This window comes from Natronobiforma cellulositropha, assembly GCF_025629245.1.
Lineage (GTDB): Archaea > Halobacteriota > Halobacteria > Halobacteriales > Natrialbaceae > Natronobiforma > Natronobiforma cellulositropha.
The window spans coordinates 242,013-262,280 of sequence record NZ_JANZXN010000015.1; the positions used below are offsets into that span (position 1 = coordinate 242,013).

The following is a 20,268-nucleotide window of genomic DNA, read 5'->3' on the forward strand; positions in this document are numbered from 1 at the left end:
GGCGAGGGTGAGACGCGCCTGCGTTTCAGACGAACCCTTGTGGGGTTGAAGCCCCTCGAGGACGGACATGGACGTCGATCGGAAACGGTTTCAGACGAACCCTTGTGGGGTTGAAGCCTGACCAGCGCGGACCACGTCCAGGACTACCACTTGTTTCAGACGAACCCTTGTGGGGTTGAAGCGATTTTAGGATCGACACCGCGCGCTTGAGTTCGCCGGTTTCAGACGAACCCTTGTGGGGTTGAAGCGAGCAGATGGACCTCGACCAGACGACCGACACCGACAGTTTCAGACGAACCCTTGTGGGGTTGAAGCTGGTTAGCGTGCCGACAGTATAGGCCTGATGGCGTTTCAGACGAACCCTTGTGGGGTTGAAGCGCGCTCGAGGACGACTTCGGCGAGGGGCCGGGCGAGAGTTTCAGACGAACCCTTGTGGGGTTGAAGCGACCCAGGGCCGGATGCGCGATCGTGGGATGTCGAGTGTTTCAGACGAACCCTTGTGGGGTTGAAGCGTGCAGTGGTGCGAGAGCGAGGGGATCGACAACCTGGTTTCAGACGAACCCTTGTGGGGTTGAAGCGAGATAGAACCGAGCAATATCGATGCTCAGCAGGTTGGTTTCAGACGAACCCTTGTGGGGTTGAAGCCCGACGAGGTGGACGCGGACGAGTGGTTCCGTATGAGTTTCAGACGAACCCTTGTGGGGTTGAAGCTGCTGCTAGGAGATGCCTGAGATACGTATCATCAGCGTTTCAGACGAACCCTTGTGGGGTTGAAGCGACACGGAGGACACAGCGGACTGGTCCTGAGATGGGTTTCAGACGAACCCTCGAGGGGGTACAGCAGTCACGAGAGCGGAGAACGAATTATGGTGTTCTCTTCCCGAGGTGTACGTATGCCAGGTGGACAGGGAGACGACGCTGGCGAAGAGACTGAGAAAAGCGAATACAGAGAGCAGCTCGAGCGACTGACCGCAGCGGCGGACGAAGAGCTGATACGCGGCCACGTTGGCTACGATATGTACATCGAGGGTGATTCGGCGTCCCTCGACGTTTTTCTCGAGGTGTTCGAAGACGAGTTCGTCGTCGAGCGGACCGATTCCCCGGAGGCGCTGTTGATCCCGTACGATGAGAACGAGGGGGCGGACGACGATGGTCGGCTGGGACGGGTGGCGATCGTCGACTGTATCCACGATACGCTCGGCACCGATGTCTTCCACGGCAGCTGGTTCACCGCCATCGGCCGCTCGTGACGCCGGCGCTGACGATACCTCGAGGGGCGGCTCACCCCGGAGAGTGCAAGTGACACGGTTTCACATACTGATCGGCTAGGTGTATGCGGGGTGGCCACAGTCGATGCCCTCCTCGAGCGAGTCCGCGTCACGCGTCGAGCAGAACCGGACGGCGGCGAGCATTGCGGGTGGGTCACTGGTCGTTATCGTGGGGGTCGCGATTGCGTACTGGGGCGGGGTGCTCGAGTCGCTGATTCCTCCGGGCGGTCCCGCGGCGGATGCGATTCCGCTCATCGTGGTCGTGTCGGTACTGCTGGTGGCGCTCGTGGTGTGGAGTTGGGGACGGGTGCTCTCGTGGCTCGGCTGAGTTACTCCTCCTCGAGCCAGTCGCCCGCCCAGCACTCGATTTCGCCGAAGATGGGAGCGAGCGACTCGCCCTTGTCAGTCAGACTGTAGTAGGTCGCGATGGGGGCGTCTTCTTCGATCCGACGCGAGACGAAGCCCATCTCGCCGAGGTCGTCGAGGACGCGCGAGAGGGTGCGGGCGTTCGCGCCGGTCGCGCGTTTGAGTTCGTTGAAGCGGTGTTCGCCCGAGAGCAGTTCGTGGAGGACGGCGAGTCGCCACTGCGAGCCGATCTGTTCGAGCGATTCGATGACGGGGCAGGCATCGGGAGCCGGCTGGTCGGAGTCGGTCTGTTCGAGCGTCTGATCAGAGACCATCGATGACAGTGGCTACGGATGCACGCGGTATAGAGGTTCGGTATCGAACTAGCTAACGCGACGTTATCGGGTGGGGTGAAGTGACGGCTGACGCCGTCGCGTCGGGTGGTTCGGCCACTACCTTTTACTGATGGCTATTCGTGTGTCGGTGTAATCGATGATCGAAGTGTCCAACCTCCGAAAGGAATACGGAGGGTTCGTCGCTGTCGAGGATAGTACGTTCTCGGTGGCGCGCGGCGAGGTGTTCGGCGTCGTCGGGCCGAACGGTGCGGGGAAGACGACGACGCTCAAGACGCTCGCCGGATTGATCGAGCCGACGGCGGGGACGGCGACCGTCGCCGGACTCCCGGCGGGCGACCCCGAGACGGCCGCGATTCTCGGATTTTTACCCGAGGAGTCGCCGCTGTACGAGGAGATGACGGCGACGGCGTATCTCGAGTTCTTCGCGGATCTGTACGACGTTCCACGGGCGGTCGCCCGCGAGCGCATCGCGGAGACGCTCGATAGACTCGACCTCGAGCACCGCGAGCGACGTATCGGGAACATGTCGAAGGGCATGAAGCGGAAGGTCGCTATCGCGCGGGCGCTGGTGAACGATCCGGAGGTGTTGATCTTCGACGAGCCAGCGTCGGGACTCGATCCGCTGACGACGAACTACATCGTCGAGTTCACCCGGGAGTTGAGCGAGGCGGGAAAGACCGTCGTCTTCAGCGCGCACAACCTCTTTCACGTCGAGAGTATCTGCGACCGGGTGATCATCATGGCCGACGGAAACATCGTCGCGCGTGGCTCGCTCGAGGAGATCCGTGAGGCCCACGGCGGGACGACCTATCACGTCTACGCGACGGTCGAGACGGCCGTCGGTGTGGCAGTGCGCGAGAACGGCCACGTCCGGCACACCGTTTCGGACATGGATGCGGTCGACGACGTGCGCCGCCGGGTCGAGACCGAGGGCGGTCGAGTCGTCGACATCCAGACGCACACGCCGAGTCTCGAGGAGATCTTCCTCGACGTTGCCCGCCGTGAGGAGGCGAGATGAGACTGCGGCGGATCGGACGGATCGCCCGCTGGGAGGTCACGAAGGGAGCGGGAACGCTGGATCGAAAGACGGTGTTCGCGCTCGTCGTCCTGGCGCTGCTCGTCGGTGTGGTGGGCGTCTCGGCGTTCGACGACGGGGGCGGACTCGAGGACGGTATCTACGTCGTGGGCGTCGACGCCGAGAGCGCGGAGGGAGACCCCTACCGGCAGGTCGTCGCGGCGAGTCCCGAGTTCAGACTCGAGGAGACGACGATCACCGCGTTCCGACTCGGTGAGAGCGACGCGGACGTGTTCGTCGGCGGGCCGCGTCTCCTCGAGTCGGACGGGTCGACCAAGGGTGACGCCGCCTACGCGGCGTTTCGCGACGCCATCGAACGCTACAACTACGAGTCGATGCTGGCAGAACCCGACGAGGCGGCGGCGTTTCCGGTCACCGTCAGTGTGCAGTACCAGGAGCGCGCGCCAGCGAGTGCGGACGGGAGCGGGAGTGGCGACGCGAGTAGTGGCGGATTCGACGGGAGCGGAGCGGAGGGGGGCGCTGGGTCGGGCGGCGCACCCGACGGAGCGTCGAGCGGTAGCGGTGAGGGTGGCGGACTGGGGATTCCGGACGTCGGCGGTGGACTCGGTGAGCGCATCGAGGCGGGGACGCCGAGTGCGCTCTCGCCGCCGTTTCCGTTCGGGCCGCTCATCCTGGCGTTCCTGTTCGTCGTCCCGATGAACTTCGTGATTCAGGCCTACGGAAGTACGATCCTCGACGAACGGATCAAGCGCCGTGGTGAACTGCTGTTGGTCTCGCCGGCGTCACGGTACGAGATCGTCGCCGGAAAGACGCTGCCGTACCTGCTGGGGCTGGTCGCAATCGTGGTCGTCCTGGCCGTCGCGCTCGAGGGTGGCGTGTTGTCGGTCCTCGGCGCGTTGCCCATCGCGCTGGTCTTCCTCGCGGCGACGTTCGTCGGCGCGATGCTCGCGCGCTCGTTCAAGGAGCTGACGTTCGTGACGGTGGCGATCTCGGTGTTCATGACGACCTACACGTTCGTCCCGGCGATCTTCACCGAGGTGACCGCCATCGCGCTCATCTCGCCGCTGACGATCGTGGTGATGGACTTACAGGGTGAGAGCGTGACGCTCGGTCAGTACCTCTTCTCGACGGGTCCGTTCTACCTCGTCGCGGCGGTGTTGTTCCTCCTCGGGATCGGCCTTTATCGCGAGGAGGATATGTTCGCCCAGAAGGCGATTCCCGCGAAGGTCGTCGACGCGCTGGTGAGCCGTCTGCACGGCTACCGGAGCGTGCCGCTCCTCTCGATTCTGTTCGTCCCGTTCGTCTTCGTCGGCCAGCTGCTCGCCGTTGCACTCCTGTTTCCGGCACCCGAGGCGCTCGCCCTGCCACTGTTGTTGGTGTTCGCCGCTGCAATCGAGGAACTCGCCAAGAGCATCCACGTCTACGCCGGCATCGCTCGCTCGCGTTTCGACGCCTCGCTGCGGACCGCGCTCGTTCTCGGCGTCCTCTCCGGTGGCGGGTTCTTCGTCGGCGAGAAGCTCACACACGCCGTCCAGTTCGTCGGTCTTCCGGACCTCCCGGCCGGGCAGGTCGTGTTCGGGCAGGCGCTGACGAGCGACCCGCTGCTCGTGCTCGCGCTGTTTCTCGTCCCGCTCGTCGTCCACGCGACCACGGCGACGATTTCGGCGATCGGTGCCAGCTACGGCCGGACCCAGTACGCCGCCGCGTTCGTCCTCGCCACCCTGCTCCACGCGGGGTACAACCTGGGGGTGATCCTCCTTGTCGTCTGAGGACCGAGACCGCTCGAGTGAGCGTCGTTCGGACCGCACTCGATCGACCCGCATGCTCGGTAGCGAGGCGACCTGGAGCGCGAAGTGGGCGATCGCCAGGCGGGAACTCGCCTCGCTTCGTACGGAGAAGACGATCGTACTGGCGATCGTAATCCAGGTGTTCATCGCGGCGTTCTCCTCGTTTCTGGTCGTCGGACTCGTCTCGCTGTACGACCCGACGTCCGTCGAAGGCGGCGAACTCGTGGTCGCCGTCACGGGCGACGACCCCGAAGCGCTACTCGCCGCCGCGGCCGAACGGGACGGCATCGACGCACGCTGGGCATCGGACCGCTCGAGCGCGTACAGCGCGTTCGAGGAACGACGCGTCGCTGCGGTCCTCGACGCGAGTCGAGACGCCGACGGGCGGCTGGCCGTGCGCGTCACCGCGCCGGACGAAGGGATCGGAACGACGCTCCTGATCGTCGAACTACGTGGTCTCCTCGAGGACGTCGAACGTACCGAGCGGGCGAGTTCCGTCGACCGCCTCGAGACCGTCCCGCTCGCCGTTCCGGCCGACGCGGGTGCGAGTCCCTACTTCGGCTTCACCTACACGGTGTTACTGCCGCTGTTGCTCTTCTTACCCGTCTTCATCAGCGGGTCGATCGTCGTCGATTCGTTGACCGAAGAGCGCCAGCGGGGGACGCTCGAGTTACTCCGGGTGGCTCCGCTCTCGCTCGCGGACGTAGTCGACGCGAAACTCGTCTCGATGGCGGCGCTGGCACCGGTCCAGGCGATCGCCTGGCTGGTGTTGCTCGTGCTCAACGGGACGGCCGTGGCGAACGTGCCGGCACTGGTGATACTCGTCGCTGCGCTCGCGCTGATCGTCGTCGGCGCTGGCGTCGCCATCGCACTCGTCGCGCCGGACCGGCGACAGGCACAGCTGCTGTTCTCCGGCACCGTCATTGGCATACTGGTCGTCGCGAGCGTCCTGCCCGAGCACCCGGCGAACACGGTCGCGAAACTCGCCGTCGGTAGCGCTACGTCGGTGACGTGGCTCCTCTTCGCTGGCTACTGCCTCCTCGGCGCGGCCACGTTCTTTGGAGTCCGGTGGGGAGTGGCCCGTCTCGAGGCGGAGTCGCTCTGAGCAGGCTCGAGCGGAACGGCCGACGGTGTCCGTCGGTCTCCCTCGTCAGGAGTGGAGGGGGATCACGAGAGGGGGCGTAGGCAGCGGTTCCGTTATCCCTCTCGGCCACGAACGAGGTGCCATGGACGAGTCGCGAGCCACCGGAGCTGCACCCGTAGACATTCTCCTCGTCGAGGATAATCCCGGCGACGTTCGACTCACAGAGGAGGCGTTCAAGGAGGGGAACATCGAGAACACGCTCCACGTCGTTGGAGACGGCGTCGAAGCGCTCGACTTCCTCTATCAGCGCGGCGAGTACACGGATGCGCCACGACCCGAAATCGTCCTGCTCGACCTCAATTTGCCGCGGAAGAACGGCGACGAGGTGCTCGCCGAAGTGAAAGGAGATCCCAACTTGCGGCGGATCCCGGTGATCGTCCTCACGAGTTCGAAGAGCGAAGAGGACGTGGTGAAATCCTACGACCTCCACGCGAACGCCTACCTCATCAAGCCGGTCGATCCCTTCGAGTTCATCAAGACCGTCGCCACGTTCGAGGACCTCTGGTTCTCCATCGTCAGACTGCCCGAACACGAGCAGTGACTCGGTGGCCGGCTCAACTCATAAACAGCCGCCGCGTCGCCCGCTCGTGGCGCATCCCCATGGCTTCTGCGAACGGCGCGAACGCGCCCATCTCCCCGAGCGGCGTCTCGACGTGGCGCGCACAGACTTCCTCGAGCACCGGCAGCGTCGACTCGAGAACCGACTGCACGTCCGTGTGTCCGAACCGGCCGAGTCGCTGGGCAGCCCCCAGCAACGAGACGAGGAAGGCGTAGCCCTGGGTGAGACACGCAACCTCGCACTCGAGACCGGCCGCCTGCGTGTAGACGCCGAAACAGACCGCGTAGTGACCCGGCGTCGTCCCCGCCTCGACCGCGGTGGCGTAGGCGGGAGCCACCGCCTCACCGTCCGCCGCCGCTAGCAACAGGTCACAGAACTGGCCCCCCGCCCTGGTCGAACTCTCGCGGAACTCGCGTGGCAGCGTCACGGCGTGGAGGCGCTCGTCGACCGCGAGCACCCCATCCAGATCCCCGTCCGCACTCGCAGCGTGGGCGTTCGCGACGGCGACGGTCTCACAGGGACCGACGACGCGCTCGAGATAGGCTTCCACGACCGCCCTGAGGTCAGAGACTTCCTCGAGCAGCCCCTCGTTGGCGTACTGTTCGATGCCGTAAGAGGCCGTATAGGAGCCGACCGGCAGCGAGGAGTCGGCGAGTCGGAGTGCGGTCAAGAACGCACTCGAGTCAGTGGGCATGGTCCTCGTGCTCGCTCGAGCCGTCGTGTTCGTGATCATCACCGTCGTGACTGTGGTGGTGGTCGGCACCACGAGAGTCGTGTTCGTGATCATCACCGTCGTGATTGTGGTGGTGGTCAGTACCGTCGTGGCCGTGGTGGTGAGGAGCGCCCTCGTCGCCGTGGCTCTGGTGGGCGGCCGCCCCACCGCGGGTGTGCCCGTGAGCGCCCGGGTCGGCGGCGAACAGTTCCGCGTCCACCGTGACGGCGTGGATTTCGCAGTCGGGGAGGACGCTACGGACGATACGCTCGAGAATGTGGCGGTCGGCGACGAGCGGAACGTAGACGGCTCCCCCAGAAACCGCGAGGTCCCAGTGCTGGTTACCGATCCGGTGGCCGAGTTCGGCCGCGAGCGCCAGTCCCTCGGCGGTCGGATCGGGCAGCGTGACGGCGACGGCGTCGCGTGGCTCGAGTGTGACGACGATCATCCGGTCGGGGGTGTGCTCGAGGACGTCGCCACCCGACAGTGCAGGTCGGTCGACGACGATGCCGAGATCGGTCCCGGCGTCGGTCGTGACGCGCAGGCGCGAGCGCCGGCGCTCGGTCTCGTCGAGGACGACGCGCTCGAGTGTGCCCGCGGCGTCGTGGGCCGCTCGAGCGCTCGCGAGGTCGATGTCGGCGTGGACGTTGCCGAGCACGCTGTCGATGCGCTCCATCTCAGTACCTCCGGTCGGGTCCGAGACCGACGCCGAGCGTCGCGCGTCTGACCTGCTCCCACGCGAGTCGGATTGCGTCGGTCACGTCCGCGCCGCGGTGACCCAGCACGCGACAGACGACCCCGGCGTCGGCGGGGAGCGTCGACACCCCGGCGTGGACCGGGGGCGGTCCGTCGTCGAATCCGTCGTCGTACGCGGCGGCGAGGCGCTCGTGGATCTGGTCTGTGAGCGTCTCGGCGTCGGCTGTGGAATCGGGAACGAACGCGTAGAGCGTCCCCACGACGTCGTAGGGGCCGACGCTCGCCGGACCGCGTGGGTCGCGTTCGGATGGGCGCAGGTCGACGACATCCGCACAGACGAGGTCGTCACCACGGCGCGCCTCGAGTCGCGCCCGGTAGTGGTCGAAGCTGAACGCCTCGTGGTGGCTCAGACCGTCGGCGACCACCACGTCGCCGAGGATGGCGACCGCGTCGGGAGCGAGGTCGACCGTCGTCGTCTGGAGACAGCGCGCGGACTCGTTGAGGATGGTCGGCCCTGGGATGTACTCGAGGTGTGCACCGGGCCCGACACAGAAGGTGGCGTCGAGGTGGCCGTAGTCCGTGTGCATGCTGTGGACCTTGGTCGCGCCCTGTGTGGCGAGATGAGCGCGTGCGCCCGCGCGCACCTCGACGTCGACGCGGTGGCGGTCACCCTGTGCGACGCCGCCGGTCGGCTCCTGGGCGATGAGCGTCGTCACTCCGGGGGCGGGGTCCGACGAGAGGGTGCCGGTCAGGTGGTAGGGCACTCGAGTCCGGTCGGAGAGCAGACGCGTCGGGCCGTGGCCCTCGCGCGCGAGGACGAGTTCCAGCAGCCCGTTCTTCCCCGGCCCGGCGGCGGGTGCCTGCGCGAGCGGTTGCTCACCGTAGGCTTCGAACGCCGGTGGAAGTGGGGGACTCGAGTCGTCGGCCCGGGGACTGTGTGCGCTCCCCCGGTGTCGCCGGTGTGTGCCGGTCTCGCGTGCGTTCATGCGAACAACACGCGTTCGATGTGTTCGCGAACCGTGGGAATCCCCTGCCCGGACTTGCAGTCGGTGAAGACGTAGGGGTCGCCCCCGCGGACCTCGCGGGTGTCTCTGTCGATCACCTCGAGGTCGGCGTCGACGTACGGGGCGAGGTCGGTCTTGTTGACGACGAGCAGGTCGGCCTGGGTGACGCCGGGACCGCGTTTCCGGGGGATGTCCTCGCCTTCGGCGACCGAGATGACGAAGACGAAGTAGTCGGCGAGTTCGGGGTTGAACGTCGCCGCGAGGTTGTCGCCGCCGCTCTCGACGATCACCACGTCGAGGTCGGGGTTCCACTCGGTGAACTCGTCGATGGCGGCGAGGTTCATCGAGGGGTCCTCGCGGATGCCGGTGTGGGGACACGCGCCGGTCTCGACCCCGCGAACCAGGTCCTCGGGAACCGTCTCGGCGAACGCCCGGCGCAACACGTCGGCATCTTCCTGGGTCATGATGTCGTTAGCGATGACGCCTACCTCGTAGCCCAGGTCGACGAGGTCGGGGACGAGGTGTTTGACGAGTGCCGTCTTCCCGGAGCCGACGGGACCGCCGATACCGATCTTCGCGACGTCTCGGTAGCCCATCACTCGCCCTCCATCGTGTCGTCGGTGTCAGCATCGGTACGAGCGCCGTCGGTGTCGGCATCGTCGAGGTCGCCCGCTCGCTCGCCCTCGAGCTGGGCTCGCGAGTCCGCCCGGATGGGTTCGTGGATGGTCACGAGTTTCGTCCCGTCGGGGAAGACGGGTTCGACCTGGATCATCTCGACCATCTCGGGGACGCCGTCCATCACCTCCTCGCGGGTGAGCAACTGGGTCGCCTCGGCGCGGATGTCGGTGACCGACCAGCCGTCTCGAGCGCGTTCGCACGCCCAGTCGGCGATGTAGGCGACCGTCTCGGGGTGGTTGAGTTCGACACCACGGTCTTTGCGTCGTCTGGCGAGCTCTGCAGCCATGAACACCGTGAGGCGTTCGTCTTCTTTCGGTGAGAGAATCATAGCAGGTACCGCTGTGCGAGAGGCAGTTCGTCAGCCGGTTCGCACGTGACCGGTTCGCCGTCGATCGAGACCTCGAACGTCTGGGCGTCGATGTCGATGTCGTCGGGGCAGGTGTCGTTGTGGAGCATATCCGCCTTCGACACCGAGCGGATGTCCCGGACCGCCCTGACGGGTGTCTCGAGACCGTAGGTGTCGTCGATGCCGGCCTCGACGGCCGCCTGGCTGACGAACGTTAGGCTCAGGGCGCGTTTGGCGGCGCCCATCGCGCCCGCACGCGGGCGCATCTTCACGGGTTCACAGGTCATCAGCGAGCCGTTGGCCTCGCCCATCTGGCTCCAGACGGGGAAGCCGCCTTTGATCACGGTGTGTGGTTTGATCCCGAAGAAGGCGGGCTCCCAGAGGACGATGTCGGCGAGTTTTCCCGGCTCGAGCGAGCCGACGTAGTCGTCGATGCCCGCGGTGATCGCCGGGTTGATGGTGTACTTCGCGACGTAGCGCTCGATCCGGCGGTTGTCAGCGTCGGTTCCCTCGTCGCCGGGGAGTGGGCCACGCTGGCGTTTCATCTTATCCGCCGTCTGCCAGGTGCGGCAGATCAACTCGGCCATCCGGCCCATCGCCTGCGAGTCGGTGGTCATCATCGAGATCGCGCCGGTGTCGTGGAGGACGTCCTCAGCGGCGATGGTCTCGGCGCGGATGCGCGACTCGGCGAAGGAGACGTCTTCGGGGACGTTCGGATTGAGGTGGTGACAGACCATCACCATGTCGAGGTGCTCGTCGAAGGTATTCACGGTGTACGGCATCGACGGGTTCGTCGAGGAAGGCAGCATGTGTTCGAAGCCGACGAGTTCGAGTACGTCGGGGGCGTGGCCGCCGCCCGCACCCTCGATGTGGAAGGTGTGAATCGTCCGGCCGTCGATGGCCTCGAAGGTGTCCTCGACGAAACCCGACTCGTTCAGCGTGTCGGTGTGGATACAGACCTGGACGTCCTCCTCGTCGGCCACCTCGAGACAGGTGTCGATGGCGGCGGGCGTCGACCCCCAGTCCTCGTGGAGTTTGAGCCCCGCGACGCCCGCTTCGATCTGTTCGTGGATGGCGTCGGGGTGGCTCGCGTTGCCCTTGCCGTAGAAGCCGACGTTGACCGGCCAGGCCTCTGCAGCCTCGAGGAACTTCCGGATGTTCCAGGGACCCGGCGTGCAGGTGGTCGCGCCGCCGCCGAAGCCGCCGCCGAACATGGTGGTCACGCCGCTGGCGAGGGCGTGGTCGATCAGCTGTGGACTGTTGAAGTGGACGTGGACGTCGAGCGCTCCGGGCGTCGCGATCAGGCCGTCGCCGGGGACGGTGTCGGTACTCGGGCCGATGACCATGTCGACGCCGTCCATCGTGTCCGGGTTGCCGGCCTTCCCGACGCCGACGATTTCGCCGTCGCGGACGCCAACGTCTCCCTTCTGAATGCCCAGCACGGGGTCGATTATCACGACGTTCGTGAACGCCCAGTCGAGCGCTTCGGCCTGGGTCGCCCGCGCGCACATTCCCATCCCGTCGCGCATCGTCTTTCCGCCGCCGAAGACCGCCTCCTCGCCGGGGACGGTGTGGTCGACCTCGACCTGCGCGAGCAGGCTGGTGTCGGCGAGTCTGAGCCGGTCACCCGTCGTCGGGCCGAACAGGTCGGTGTACTCCCGGCGCGAGAGGTCGCGGCTCACGAGATGTACCCCGCGTCGCGTGCGCGCTCGAGTGCGTCCGCTTTCGCCCCCTCGTCGTCGAGTGGGCCTTCGACGAGTCCGGCCATGCCGTAGACGCGCCGGTCGCCACCGATGGCGACGAGTTCGACCTCGCGCTCGATGCCGGGTTCGAACCTGACGGCGGTCCCGGCGGGGATGTTCAGCCGGGTGCCGTAGGCGGCGTCGCGGTCGAACGCGAGCGCGCGGTTGACCTCGAAGAAGTGGTAGTGAGAGCCGACCTGTGCGGGCCGGTCCCCCGTGTTCTCGACGGTGACGGTCGTCGTCTCCCGGCCCTCGTTGATCGTCACCGGGTCGTCGGCGGGGAGTACCTCCCCCGGTGTTAAGGAGGTCACTGCCGATCACGTCCGTCTCGTCCGCGAGTACTCGTTCGCATGGTGTGGCGTTTGCGAATAAGAACCAAGTGCGTTACTCTTGGTGACATTCTGGCGTGAATCCGCCCATTCATAAGGGGAGAACGCGCTGTGGCTGTCGAATAGTGTGAAAAGAAAAAATCGTCCTCAGGGAGCGAGACAGCGCCAACTATCTGGAAAGGTTTGCCGAGAAAGTGGCCGATGTCCGAACGGGCGGTCGCTGCCGCCGAAAACCGCCCGCGCCGTCAGACCGGCGTGAACTGGACGTGTTTCATCCCGTCGAGACTCGAGAGGGTGCTCACGAGGTCACGGATCTCCTCGCCGGGACCCTCGACGATGACCGTCTCGAGACAGCGGTGGGCGTCGAAGTGGACGTGCTGGGTCGCCACGATGACTCCCGCGACGTCGTGTTGAATCTCGAGCAGGCGGTCGTTGATCCCCGTCGCCTCGTGGTCGTAGACGAGGGCGATCGATCCGCGCTGGGTCTCCGCGGCGTTTTGCTCCCAGTCGTGTTCGGTCAGAAACGCACGGAGGGCGTCCCTGACGGCTTTGGACCGACTCGAGTACTCGCGTTCGTCGACGACGGCGTCGAGGTCGGCGACGAGGTCGTGGGGAAGCGTCAGACTCACCCGTTCTACCCGCTTTGCCATAGGCGGTGTTCGAATCCGATCCGTATACATCCTCCTTCTCTTCGGTCCTCACTTTATTTCAATTCAGATTTAGATAATAGTAGTACTACAAGAGTTATGAGTAATATATTAAGTATAAGACGAGCAGGACAAAACGGAGACCACCGATGGAATACACGCGACGATCGGTACTCACTGGTGGGGGAGCCGTGGCGGTCGGTGGGGTGGCGGGCTGTCTCGAGCCACCGGGTGCGAGCGGGGCAGCAACCGGCCCGGAGTCGGTGTTCGCCTCCTTCTTCACGCTCGCCGACTTCGCGCGAAACGTCGCCGGCGAGGAGTTGGCCGTCGAGAACGCGGTCCCGCCGGAACGCCACGGCCACGGCTGGGAGCCACGGACCTCGCTCGTCCCGGACATCCTCGAGTCGGACGCCTTCGTCTACCTCGACGTCGAGGGCTTCCAGCCCTGGGCGGAGACCGCCGCACGCGAGATCGAACGCGAGTACGAGGGCGAGGTGGCACTCATCGACGCGCTCGCAGGAATCGAGTTACTCGAGTACGACGGCCACGACCACGGCCACACACACGACGAGCGGATCGAGGACGCGGACGTAGACGAACTCGTCGTGATCGACCGTGCGGACGACGAGGCGGTTGCCGACGCCCACTACGGCCACTGGCACGGGTCGCTGCCGGCCGTCCCGCTCGGGAGCCACGTCTCACTCGGTGCGGTGTTCACCGACAGCGACGGTGTGGCGTTCTCACTCGAGGGTGCGTACGCGTTCGACGCGAGAGCCGAGGGTGGGAGTGACGTCCTCGAGATCGACTCCCACGGCGACCACGTCCACCTCCGAGGTGTGGAGAGTGGAACGACGCTGGTCGTCTTCGAACTCCGCGAGGATGGCAGCGTCGTCTGGGAGGCCCCGCCGCTCGAGGTGGCCGTCGGCGAGGCGGACGGGGCGGACGGGGCGGGTGGCGACGGCCACGGCCACGGAGACGGTGGTTATGGACACAGCCACGGCGATGGGGATCACGGCCACAGCCACGGCGAGTACGACGCGAAGTTCTTCTCCGACCCGGTGTTAGCCCAGCGCGGCGTCGCGAACATCCGCGACGGACTGATCGACCTCGACCCGGCCAACGAAGCCGTCTACGAGGAGAACGCGGCCCGCTACATCGAACGGCTCGAGGACCTCCACGAGCGCTTCGAGCGCGCACTGGCCGAGCGCGACCACGACGTGGTCGTCCTCGCCGGTCACGACTCCTTCCAGTACCTCGGCGCGCGCTACGGCTTCGAGATTCACACCCCGGTCGGACTCTCCCCCGACGCACAGCCCTCGAGCGGCGAGATCGCAGAGACGGTCGAGTTGATCGACGAGGAGGGACTCGCGTACGTCCTCTGGGACTACTTCGACGGCGACCGCCTGGCGGAAGCCATCGTCGCCGAATCGAGCGCCGAGGAGGCGCTGATGGTCTCACCCGCCGAGAGCATCGTCGAGTCCTGGGAGGAGGCGGGCTACGGCGACTACCTGGGCCAGATGGAGGAGATTACCCTGCCCGCGCTCGAGAAGGCGCTCGGTGCGCAGTAGTGTCCGGGACCGTGTACATACTCGTACCGCTGACGCGCGCGACGCTCGAGGCGGCCGTTCTGTCTGTTTCTCGACGACTGCTGTTCACGTCCTGTCGGTAGAGACGAACGCCGTCGTCCGGGTGGACGACGAGCCGACAGTCGAGTTACATCTGTGCGAGGTGCTACCTGGACGTTTGTGTCTCCCCAGGCCGTGTGACAAACGTGCGTCCAAAATATTAGGACGGTTATCTCATCACCTATTGTAACAGGAAAGGAATATTCACGGGTAGAGATTGTATTCTCTGGTGCAAAGCCTTTTATATCAACCCTATTTTCCACAAGTGTACACAATGAGCGATCATATGTGGGATATGGGCCGAATGGTTTGCTACGAATGTCCGAATGTCGAAACTGCAAGCGGTGACCGTGCATGAACGGACGACTCTCTCGCAGGGCGGTTCTCGCGGCAGGTGGTGCGGGTGGGCTCTCGGCGCTGGCTGGCTGTACGGCGGACGGTGGTCTCCTCGGCGGCTCCGACGACGACGACGGGCCACCGACGATCGGTGTGCTCGAGGATCGCTCCGGGACGTTCGCGCTCAACGGCGAGTCGAAGTGGCAGGCGTCGCTGCTCGCCGTCGAGGAACTCAACGAGGCGGGTGGCGTCCTCGGCGAAGAGATCGAAGTGTTCGACCCGGACCCGCAATCGGACAACGAGCGCTACCGTGAACTCACCAGAGAGGCGATCACCGACGAGAACGTCGTCGCCCTCTGGGCGGGCTACTCGAGTGCGACGCGCGAGGCGATCCGTCCGATCGTCAACGAGCACGACCAGCTGTACTTCTACACGACGCAGTACGAGGGCGGCGTCTGTGACAGTACGATCTTCCCGGTCGGGGCGACGGCCCGCCAGCAACTCGGCGCGGTAATTCCGTACATGATCGAGGAGTACGGCCCACGCATCTACACGATCGCTGCCGACTACAACTTCGGCCAGATTTCGGGTGACTGGGTGAAGATCTTCGCCGAGGAACACGGCGCGGAAGTCGTCGCCGAGGAGTACATCCCCCTGGAGGAGACCGACTTCGGTTCGACGATCAACAACATCCAGGGCGAGGACCCGGACTTCATCGCCTCGATGCTCGTCGGCAACGAACACGAGAGTTTCTACAGCCAGCGCGCCGACAACGAACTCGAGATCCCGATGGCCTCCTCGACGACGATGGCCCAGGGCTACGAACACCTGCGTATCGATCCGCCGGGGCTGACCGACGTCTACGTCGGCGTCAACTACATGGAGGAAGTCGAGACAGACAGCAGCCAGGAGTTCGTCGACGCCTTCTACGAGAAGTTCCCGGACGCCCCCTACATCAACCAGGAGGCCCAGAACAACTACTTCTCGGTCCACATGTGGGCCGAGGCCGTCGAGGCCGTCGGCACCTTCGACCAGGAGGAAGTCATCGCCCACCTCGAGTCAGGCGTCGAGGTCGACGCCCCGGAGGGAACGATCGAACTCGATCCGGCGACCCACCACATGACCCACCACATGCGCGTCGGCCACGCCGACGAGAGCCACGAACTCGAGTTCTTCGAGGAACAGTACATCGAACCGTCGTTCCTCCACGAGGTGGGCTGTGACCTGACCGAGACGCCCGAGCAGACCCAGTACGAACCCGAAGACTTCTACGATGTTTGAGTTCGACCTCTACAGAGTACTGAGCTTCGCGTTCCAGTTCCTCGATAGCTTCGCGGTGATCGTCCTCGCGACGGTCGGTCTCGCGATCATCTTCGGCATGATGGGCGTGATCAACTTGGCCCACGGGGAGTTCATCCTCGTCGGGGCCTACGCCACGACGCTCGCGTTTCACGCCGGTGCGCCGCTCGTGCTCGCGATGGTCATCGGCGTCGCCATCACGACCGTCTACGGCGTCATCTTAGAGCGGACGATCATCCACCGCTTCTACGGGCGACTGCTCGATTCGATGGTCGTCACCTTCGGGATCAGCATCGTGATGATTCAGCTGACACGGATCGCCTTCGGGAACTCACTGCCCCAGATCAGCACCCCGTTCAGTTCGATCGGCTTCGGGCCGTACTCCTACTCGACCTACCGGGTCGCACTGGCAGGCGTAGCGCTGCTCACGCTCGTCAGCCTCTACTGGCTGTTCACGCGAACCGACTTCGGCGTCCGCGCTCGAGCGACCATGCAAGACGCGGACACCGCGCGCAGCATGGGTGTCGACACCGATCGGATGTACACCTCGACGTTCGCCATCGGGTCGGCGCTCGCCGGACTGACCGGCGCACTCTACGCACCCGCGAGGTCGATGAACCCGGAGATGGGATCGGGCTTTCTCGTCGAGGCGTTCGTCGCCGTCGTCGTCGGCGGTCCCTCCGTCCTGCTCGGAACGCCCCTCGCGGGCGGTCTCCTCGGGGCGGTCAACGCGGGCTTTACGACCCTCGGCGGGACCTTCATCGGCCAGGTCGCGATGCTCGTCGCCGCGATCCTCGCCATCAGGCTCATGCCGAACGGGATCACCGGCCTGATCGAGACGATCCGTCAGAAGCGGAGGGAACGCGCATGAGCGGGCGTCCGACCACGTCGGTCGTCGGCCGAGTCCGTGGCCGGCTCGAGGGACCGAACACGATGGGGAACACCAACGGGTTCTGGATCGCGTTCGCGTTCGCGGTGCTCGTCTTCGCCGCCTATCCCGTACTGTTCGGCGCGTCGGCGGCGAACCGCATCGCCATGTTCCTCGTCTTCGCGCTGCTCGGCGTGAGCCTCTGTTTCATCTGGGGCTACTGTGGCATCCTCAGCTTCGGACAGGTCGCCTTCTTCGGCGTCGCAGGCTACACGTTCGGCATCGTGACGATCAACGTCACGAACTACACCGGAATGACGCTCGGGATCGTGACCGCCATCGGCGTCTCGACGCTGTTCGCGGCCGTCCTCGCCTACTTCATGTTCTACGGCGGCGTCCGCGACGTCTACGTGACGATCATGACGCTCGTCGTCGCCATCGTCTTGCACACGTTCATGCAACAGACCGCGGGCAGCGAGTGGGCCATCGGCGACGCCCGCCTCGGCGGCTTCAACGGCATGGTCGGTATCGGCAACCTCGGTATCGGCGTCGGCGACGTAGGAATCACCTTCGACGGCGTCGCGTTCTACTACGCCGCACTGGCGACCGTCGTCGCCGTCTACCTCGGCCTGCGCGTCCTCGTCAACAGCCGCTTCGGCTACGCGATGATCGCGACGCGCGAGGACGAAGACCGGACCGAGATGTTCGGCTACGACACGACCTTCATCAAGTTCGTCACGTTCACCATCGGCGGCGCTATCGCCGGTCTCAGCGGCGTCCTGTTCGTCACCTGGGGCAACTACATCGACCCCAGCCAGTTCGCGATCACCGCCGCCGCCATGCCCGTCATCTGGGCGAGTATCGGCGGTCGCGAGTCGATCATCGGCACCATCGCCGCCGCCATCGCCATCCAGACGCTCGAGTTCCAGTTCCACGACCAGTGGGCACTCGTCATCGTCGGGAGCACGCTGGTGCTCGTCATCGTCCTGTTGCCGAACGGCATCGCGCCTGCAGTCAGGGACGTGCTCGTCGAACACCGGCGCCCAGCATCGCCCGCCCCCAGCGAGGAGGTGGGTGACTGATGAGCGTCAGCGACCCGACGATCAGGACGACGCCCGCGGTCGAAGAGACCGGAGAGACCTCCTCGCGCATCCTCCAGACGCGCGGGTTACGCAAGCAGTTCGGCGGTCTGGTCGCCACCGACGACGTCGACTTCGCCGTCGAAGAGGGCGAACTGCGCTGTCTGATCGGACCCAACGGCGCGGGCAAGAGTACGTTCCTCAAACTCGTCACCGGCCGTCACGAACCCACGGCGGGTTCGATCTACTACGACGGGATGGACGTCACCGACCTGCCGACGCACGAACGCGTCGACCGCGGCATCAGCATGAAGTTCCAGGTCCCGAGTCTCTACCCCGAACTCAGCGTCCGCGACAACGTCAGGATCCCGCTCCAGCGCGTCGCCACGCCCGGTGAGTTCGAAGCGCGCACACGCGAGACCCTCGAGCGGTTCAACCTACTCGAGGAGATCGACACCGTCGCCGCGAACCTCTCACACGGCCAGCAACAGCGCCTCGAGATCGGGATGGCGATGACGCTCGAGCCGAAACTCATGCTGCTCGACGAACCCGTCGCGGGGCTGTCGATCGAGGAGACCGCAGAGATCGCCGACCTACTCGAGGCCTTACGCGCCGAAGAGGAGGTCGCGTTCGTCGTCATCGAACACGACATCGACTTCGTCGAACGCATCGCCGACCGGGTGACGGTGCTCCACCAGGGAGCGATCTTCACCGAGGGAACGATCGAGGAGGTCAAAGCCGACCCGGCGGTCAGGCGGATCTACCTGGGGGAGGGAGCCTAATGCTCGAGATCGAGAACCTGAGCGTCTCCTACGGGAAGACGCCGATCCTCAGAGACGTCGACGTCAGCGTCGACGCCGGCGAAGTCGTCGGCATCATGGGGAAAAACGGCGTCGGCAAGACGACGCTGGTGAAGGCGATCATCGGCTTACTCGAGGCCGACGCGGGGACGATCCGGTTCGACGGCCGGGACGTGACCGACGAACGCGCGGACGAGCGCGCCAGGCGGGGAATCGGCTACATCCCGCAGGGACGGGACGTCTTCCCCGAACTCACGGTCGAACAGAACCTGAAGATGGGCGAGACGATCAACGAAGCGAGTGAGACGCTCCACTACGACACCGTCTACGAGTACTTCCCGATCCTCGAAGAGCGCCGCAGCCAGAAGGCGGGGACGATGAGCGGCGGCCAGCAACAGATGCTCGCGATCGGGCGCGCGCTGGTCGGCGACCCGAAACTCCTCTTGCTCGACGAGCCATCGGAGGGGATCCAGCCCTCCATCGTCCAGGATCTCACGCGCGATCTGCGTGAACTGAGTGCGGACCTGGGAACGACGATCCTCTTCGTCGAGCAGAACCTCCACGTCGTCCAGAACCTCTCTGAGCGATGTTATGCCATCGACAAGGGGACCATCGTCGACGAACTCGAGGGCGACCGCCTCGCCTCTCGAGACGAGGTCGCCGCCTACCTCGCGGTGTAGGCTACGCGCTCGAGCGCGCCGCGACGGTCATCTTCTCGACCTGTCTGAACAGCAAGAGGGAGCCGACGAGTCCGACGGCCAACAGCTGTGCGACCGTCGGGTCGTGTCCCTGGAGGGAGAGGACGTGGCCGATGGCGACGTAGACGACGAGTGAGAGGAGCAGCGTCTGGCCGAACCAGACGAACGCGTGCCACAGCCAGCCTCGAGCCCGCGGTGTGGATGTCGGCTGCACGTGTATCGTCCGCAGAATTGTCGGAGTGGTGAATTATATCTTGCGCTCGCTCGAGCGGCGGCCGTCCGACGAACCCAGAAGAGAGGGTCTCAGGAGAGGCGTGCTGCCAGGTCCGCCTCGGTGATGATGCCGACGGTCTGACCGCCCTGGGTGATCATGACCGCCTTGTAGTGGTCGAGCAGGTTGCTGATCTCGTCGAGCGTGGCGTCTTTCGACACCGTCGGAAAGCTCTCGTCCATGTGGCGCTCGACGGATTCGTCCCGGGCCTCCTCCTCGAGGTGTGCGAGACTACCCTGGCTGATCGACCCGACGGGGATGCCGTCCTGGATCACGGCTAGCTGGGAGTAGGCCTCGTTCGCCATGCGCGAGGCGGCGACGCTCACCGGGTCGTCGGGAGCGACGCTCACGACCTCCTCGTGCATGAGGTCTGCGGCGCGGATCACGTCGCTCTCTGCGGTCTCGAGTGCGTTGACGATGCGCCGGAGCGTCGAGAGCCGCGGATCGACGTCGCCGCCTTCGATGCGGGCGATCAACGGCTGCGAGACGTCGGCGCGGTCTGCGAGTTCGCTCTGGGTCAATCCCAGATCGGTCCTCCGCTGGCGGAGGTCGGCGGGCGTCGGCAGTTCCATGTATCTCAATAACCACGGGTTATAGAAATGTGTTTGGGTCGGTGCGAAGTTCGGGTGACCGACGCGGGCGA

At 65.4% G+C, this 20,268-nt stretch carries 23 protein-coding genes and 1 CRISPR repeat array (1 of these 24 cut by a window edge); of the genes, 12 read left to right on the forward strand and 11 right to left on the reverse strand.

Annotated features, from left to right (window positions below):
• A CRISPR array of direct repeats spans positions 1 to 842; the repeat unit is 30 nt; unit sequence GTTTCAGACGAACCCTTGTGGGGTTGAAGC; it begins 1,562 nt to the left of the window's first position.
• Positions 843 to 893: 51 nt separating this feature from the next.
• Complete coding sequence (locus N0B15_RS06860) at positions 894 to 1,250, forward strand: hypothetical protein (protein ID WP_263018865.1); 357 nt, start codon at positions 894 to 896, stop codon at positions 1,248 to 1,250.
• A gap of 103 nt (positions 1,251 to 1,353) precedes the next feature.
• Positions 1,354 to 1,596 carry a hypothetical protein gene (locus N0B15_RS06865; protein WP_263018867.1) on the forward strand — a complete coding sequence of 81 codons (243 nt, stop codon included), beginning with the start codon at positions 1,354 to 1,356 and terminating at the stop codon, positions 1,594 to 1,596.
• A 1-nt stretch (position 1,597) separates the two neighbouring features.
• Here the strand turns inward: N0B15_RS06865 and N0B15_RS06870 are convergent, their stop codons facing one another.
• Complete coding sequence (locus N0B15_RS06870) at positions 1,598 to 1,948, reverse strand: winged helix-turn-helix transcriptional regulator (RefSeq protein ID WP_263018868.1); 351 nt, start codon at positions 1,946 to 1,948, stop codon at positions 1,598 to 1,600.
• Between the two features lie 157 nt (positions 1,949 to 2,105).
• Here N0B15_RS06870 and N0B15_RS06875 point away from each other — a divergent pair, with 157 nt between their 5' ends.
• The 4 genes from N0B15_RS06875 to N0B15_RS06890 all read left to right on the forward strand — a co-directional run bounded on the left by N0B15_RS06875 (position 2,106) and on the right by N0B15_RS06890 (position 6,477).
• Complete coding sequence (locus N0B15_RS06875; protein ID WP_263018869.1) at positions 2,106 to 2,987, forward strand: ABC transporter ATP-binding protein; 882 nt, start codon at positions 2,106 to 2,108, stop codon at positions 2,985 to 2,987.
• A complete protein-coding gene (locus N0B15_RS06880) occupies positions 2,984 to 4,774 on the forward strand; it encodes an ABC transporter permease (RefSeq protein WP_263018870.1) in 1,791 nt (596 codons plus the stop codon). Before N0B15_RS06875 ends, N0B15_RS06880 begins: the two co-directional genes overlap by 4 nt.
• Positions 4,775 to 4,826: 52 nt before the next feature.
• Positions 4,827 to 5,897, forward strand: a complete 1,071-nt coding sequence (locus N0B15_RS06885) for an ABC transporter permease (RefSeq protein WP_263018872.1) — start codon at positions 4,827 to 4,829, stop codon at positions 5,895 to 5,897.
• A gap of 121 nt (positions 5,898 to 6,018) precedes the next feature.
• Positions 6,019 to 6,477 (forward strand): response regulator, encoded by a 459-nt coding sequence (locus tag N0B15_RS06890; RefSeq protein ID WP_263018874.1) that lies wholly within the window; start codon positions 6,019 to 6,021, stop codon positions 6,475 to 6,477.
• A gap of 13 nt (positions 6,478 to 6,490) precedes the next feature.
• Here the strand turns inward: N0B15_RS06890 and N0B15_RS06895 are convergent, their stop codons facing one another.
• The 8 genes from N0B15_RS06895 to nikR all read right to left on the reverse strand — a co-directional run bounded on the left by N0B15_RS06895 (position 6,491) and on the right by nikR (position 12,652).
• A complete protein-coding gene (locus tag N0B15_RS06895) occupies positions 6,491 to 7,189 on the reverse strand; it encodes an urease accessory protein UreF (protein ID WP_263018876.1) in 699 nt (232 codons plus the stop codon).
• Entirely contained in the window at positions 7,179 to 7,883 is a 705-nt protein-coding gene (ureE, locus tag N0B15_RS06900) for an urease accessory protein UreE (protein ID WP_263018877.1), read from the reverse strand. Before ureE ends, N0B15_RS06895 begins: the two co-directional genes overlap by 11 nt.
• 1 nt (position 7,884) lies before the next feature.
• Positions 7,885 to 8,889, reverse strand: coding sequence for an urease accessory protein UreD (locus N0B15_RS06905; protein WP_263018878.1), 1,005 nt, complete (start codon positions 8,887 to 8,889; stop codon positions 7,885 to 7,887).
• Complete coding sequence (ureG, locus tag N0B15_RS06910; protein ID WP_263018880.1) at positions 8,886 to 9,503, reverse strand: urease accessory protein UreG; 618 nt, start codon at positions 9,501 to 9,503, stop codon at positions 8,886 to 8,888. Before ureG ends, N0B15_RS06905 begins: the two co-directional genes overlap by 4 nt.
• Positions 9,503 to 9,913 carry an urease subunit gamma gene (locus N0B15_RS06915; protein WP_263018882.1) on the reverse strand — a complete coding sequence of 137 codons (411 nt, stop codon included), beginning with the start codon at positions 9,911 to 9,913 and terminating at the stop codon, positions 9,503 to 9,505. Before N0B15_RS06915 ends, ureG begins: the two co-directional genes overlap by 1 nt.
• Entirely contained in the window at positions 9,910 to 11,613 is a 1,704-nt protein-coding gene (gene ureC, locus N0B15_RS06920; protein ID WP_263018883.1) for an urease subunit alpha, read from the reverse strand. The genes N0B15_RS06915 and ureC overlap by 4 nt, the downstream gene beginning before the upstream one ends.
• Positions 11,610 to 11,984, reverse strand: a complete 375-nt coding sequence (locus N0B15_RS06925) for an urease subunit beta (protein ID WP_263018885.1) — start codon at positions 11,982 to 11,984, stop codon at positions 11,610 to 11,612. Before N0B15_RS06925 ends, ureC begins: the two co-directional genes overlap by 4 nt.
• A gap of 263 nt (positions 11,985 to 12,247) precedes the next feature.
• Positions 12,248 to 12,652: a nickel-responsive transcriptional regulator NikR gene (gene nikR / locus N0B15_RS06930; RefSeq protein ID WP_263018887.1), complete on the reverse strand. Its 405-nt coding sequence runs from the start codon at positions 12,650 to 12,652 to the stop codon at positions 12,248 to 12,250.
• 146 nt (positions 12,653 to 12,798) lie between these two features.
• Here nikR and N0B15_RS06935 point away from each other — a divergent pair, with 146 nt between their 5' ends.
• From N0B15_RS06935 to N0B15_RS06960, 6 genes are all read left to right on the forward strand, one after another.
• Complete coding sequence (locus tag N0B15_RS06935) at positions 12,799 to 14,217, forward strand: metal ABC transporter substrate-binding protein (RefSeq protein WP_263018889.1); 1,419 nt, start codon at positions 12,799 to 12,801, stop codon at positions 14,215 to 14,217.
• Between the two features lie 411 nt (positions 14,218 to 14,628).
• Positions 14,629 to 15,891 (forward strand): urea ABC transporter substrate-binding protein, encoded by a 1,263-nt coding sequence (locus tag N0B15_RS06940; RefSeq protein ID WP_263018890.1) that lies wholly within the window; start codon positions 14,629 to 14,631, stop codon positions 15,889 to 15,891.
• Positions 15,884 to 16,780 (forward strand): urea ABC transporter, permease protein UrtB, encoded by an 897-nt coding sequence (urtB, locus tag N0B15_RS06945; protein WP_263018892.1) that lies wholly within the window; start codon positions 15,884 to 15,886, stop codon positions 16,778 to 16,780. Before N0B15_RS06940 ends, urtB begins: the two co-directional genes overlap by 8 nt.
• Positions 16,777 to 17,859: an ABC transporter permease subunit gene (locus N0B15_RS06950; RefSeq protein WP_263018893.1), complete on the forward strand. Its 1,083-nt coding sequence runs from the start codon at positions 16,777 to 16,779 to the stop codon at positions 17,857 to 17,859. Before urtB ends, N0B15_RS06950 begins: the two co-directional genes overlap by 4 nt.
• Positions 17,859 to 18,638 (forward strand): ABC transporter ATP-binding protein, encoded by a 780-nt coding sequence (locus N0B15_RS06955; protein WP_263018895.1) that lies wholly within the window; start codon positions 17,859 to 17,861, stop codon positions 18,636 to 18,638. Before N0B15_RS06950 ends, N0B15_RS06955 begins: the two co-directional genes overlap by 1 nt.
• Positions 18,638 to 19,336, forward strand: a complete 699-nt coding sequence (locus N0B15_RS06960) for an ABC transporter ATP-binding protein (protein ID WP_263018897.1) — start codon at positions 18,638 to 18,640, stop codon at positions 19,334 to 19,336. Before N0B15_RS06955 ends, N0B15_RS06960 begins: the two co-directional genes overlap by 1 nt.
• A 1-nt stretch (position 19,337) precedes the next feature.
• On the opposite strand, the gene N0B15_RS06965 is transcribed toward N0B15_RS06960, so the two are convergent.
• Complete coding sequence (locus N0B15_RS06965) at positions 19,338 to 19,568, reverse strand: hypothetical protein (protein ID WP_263018899.1); 231 nt, start codon at positions 19,566 to 19,568, stop codon at positions 19,338 to 19,340.
• 89 nt (positions 19,569 to 19,657) lie between these two features.
• Entirely contained in the window at positions 19,658 to 20,197 is a 540-nt protein-coding gene (locus N0B15_RS06970; protein WP_263018901.1) for a CBS domain-containing protein, read from the reverse strand.
• Positions 20,198 to 20,268: the final 71 nt, after the last annotated feature.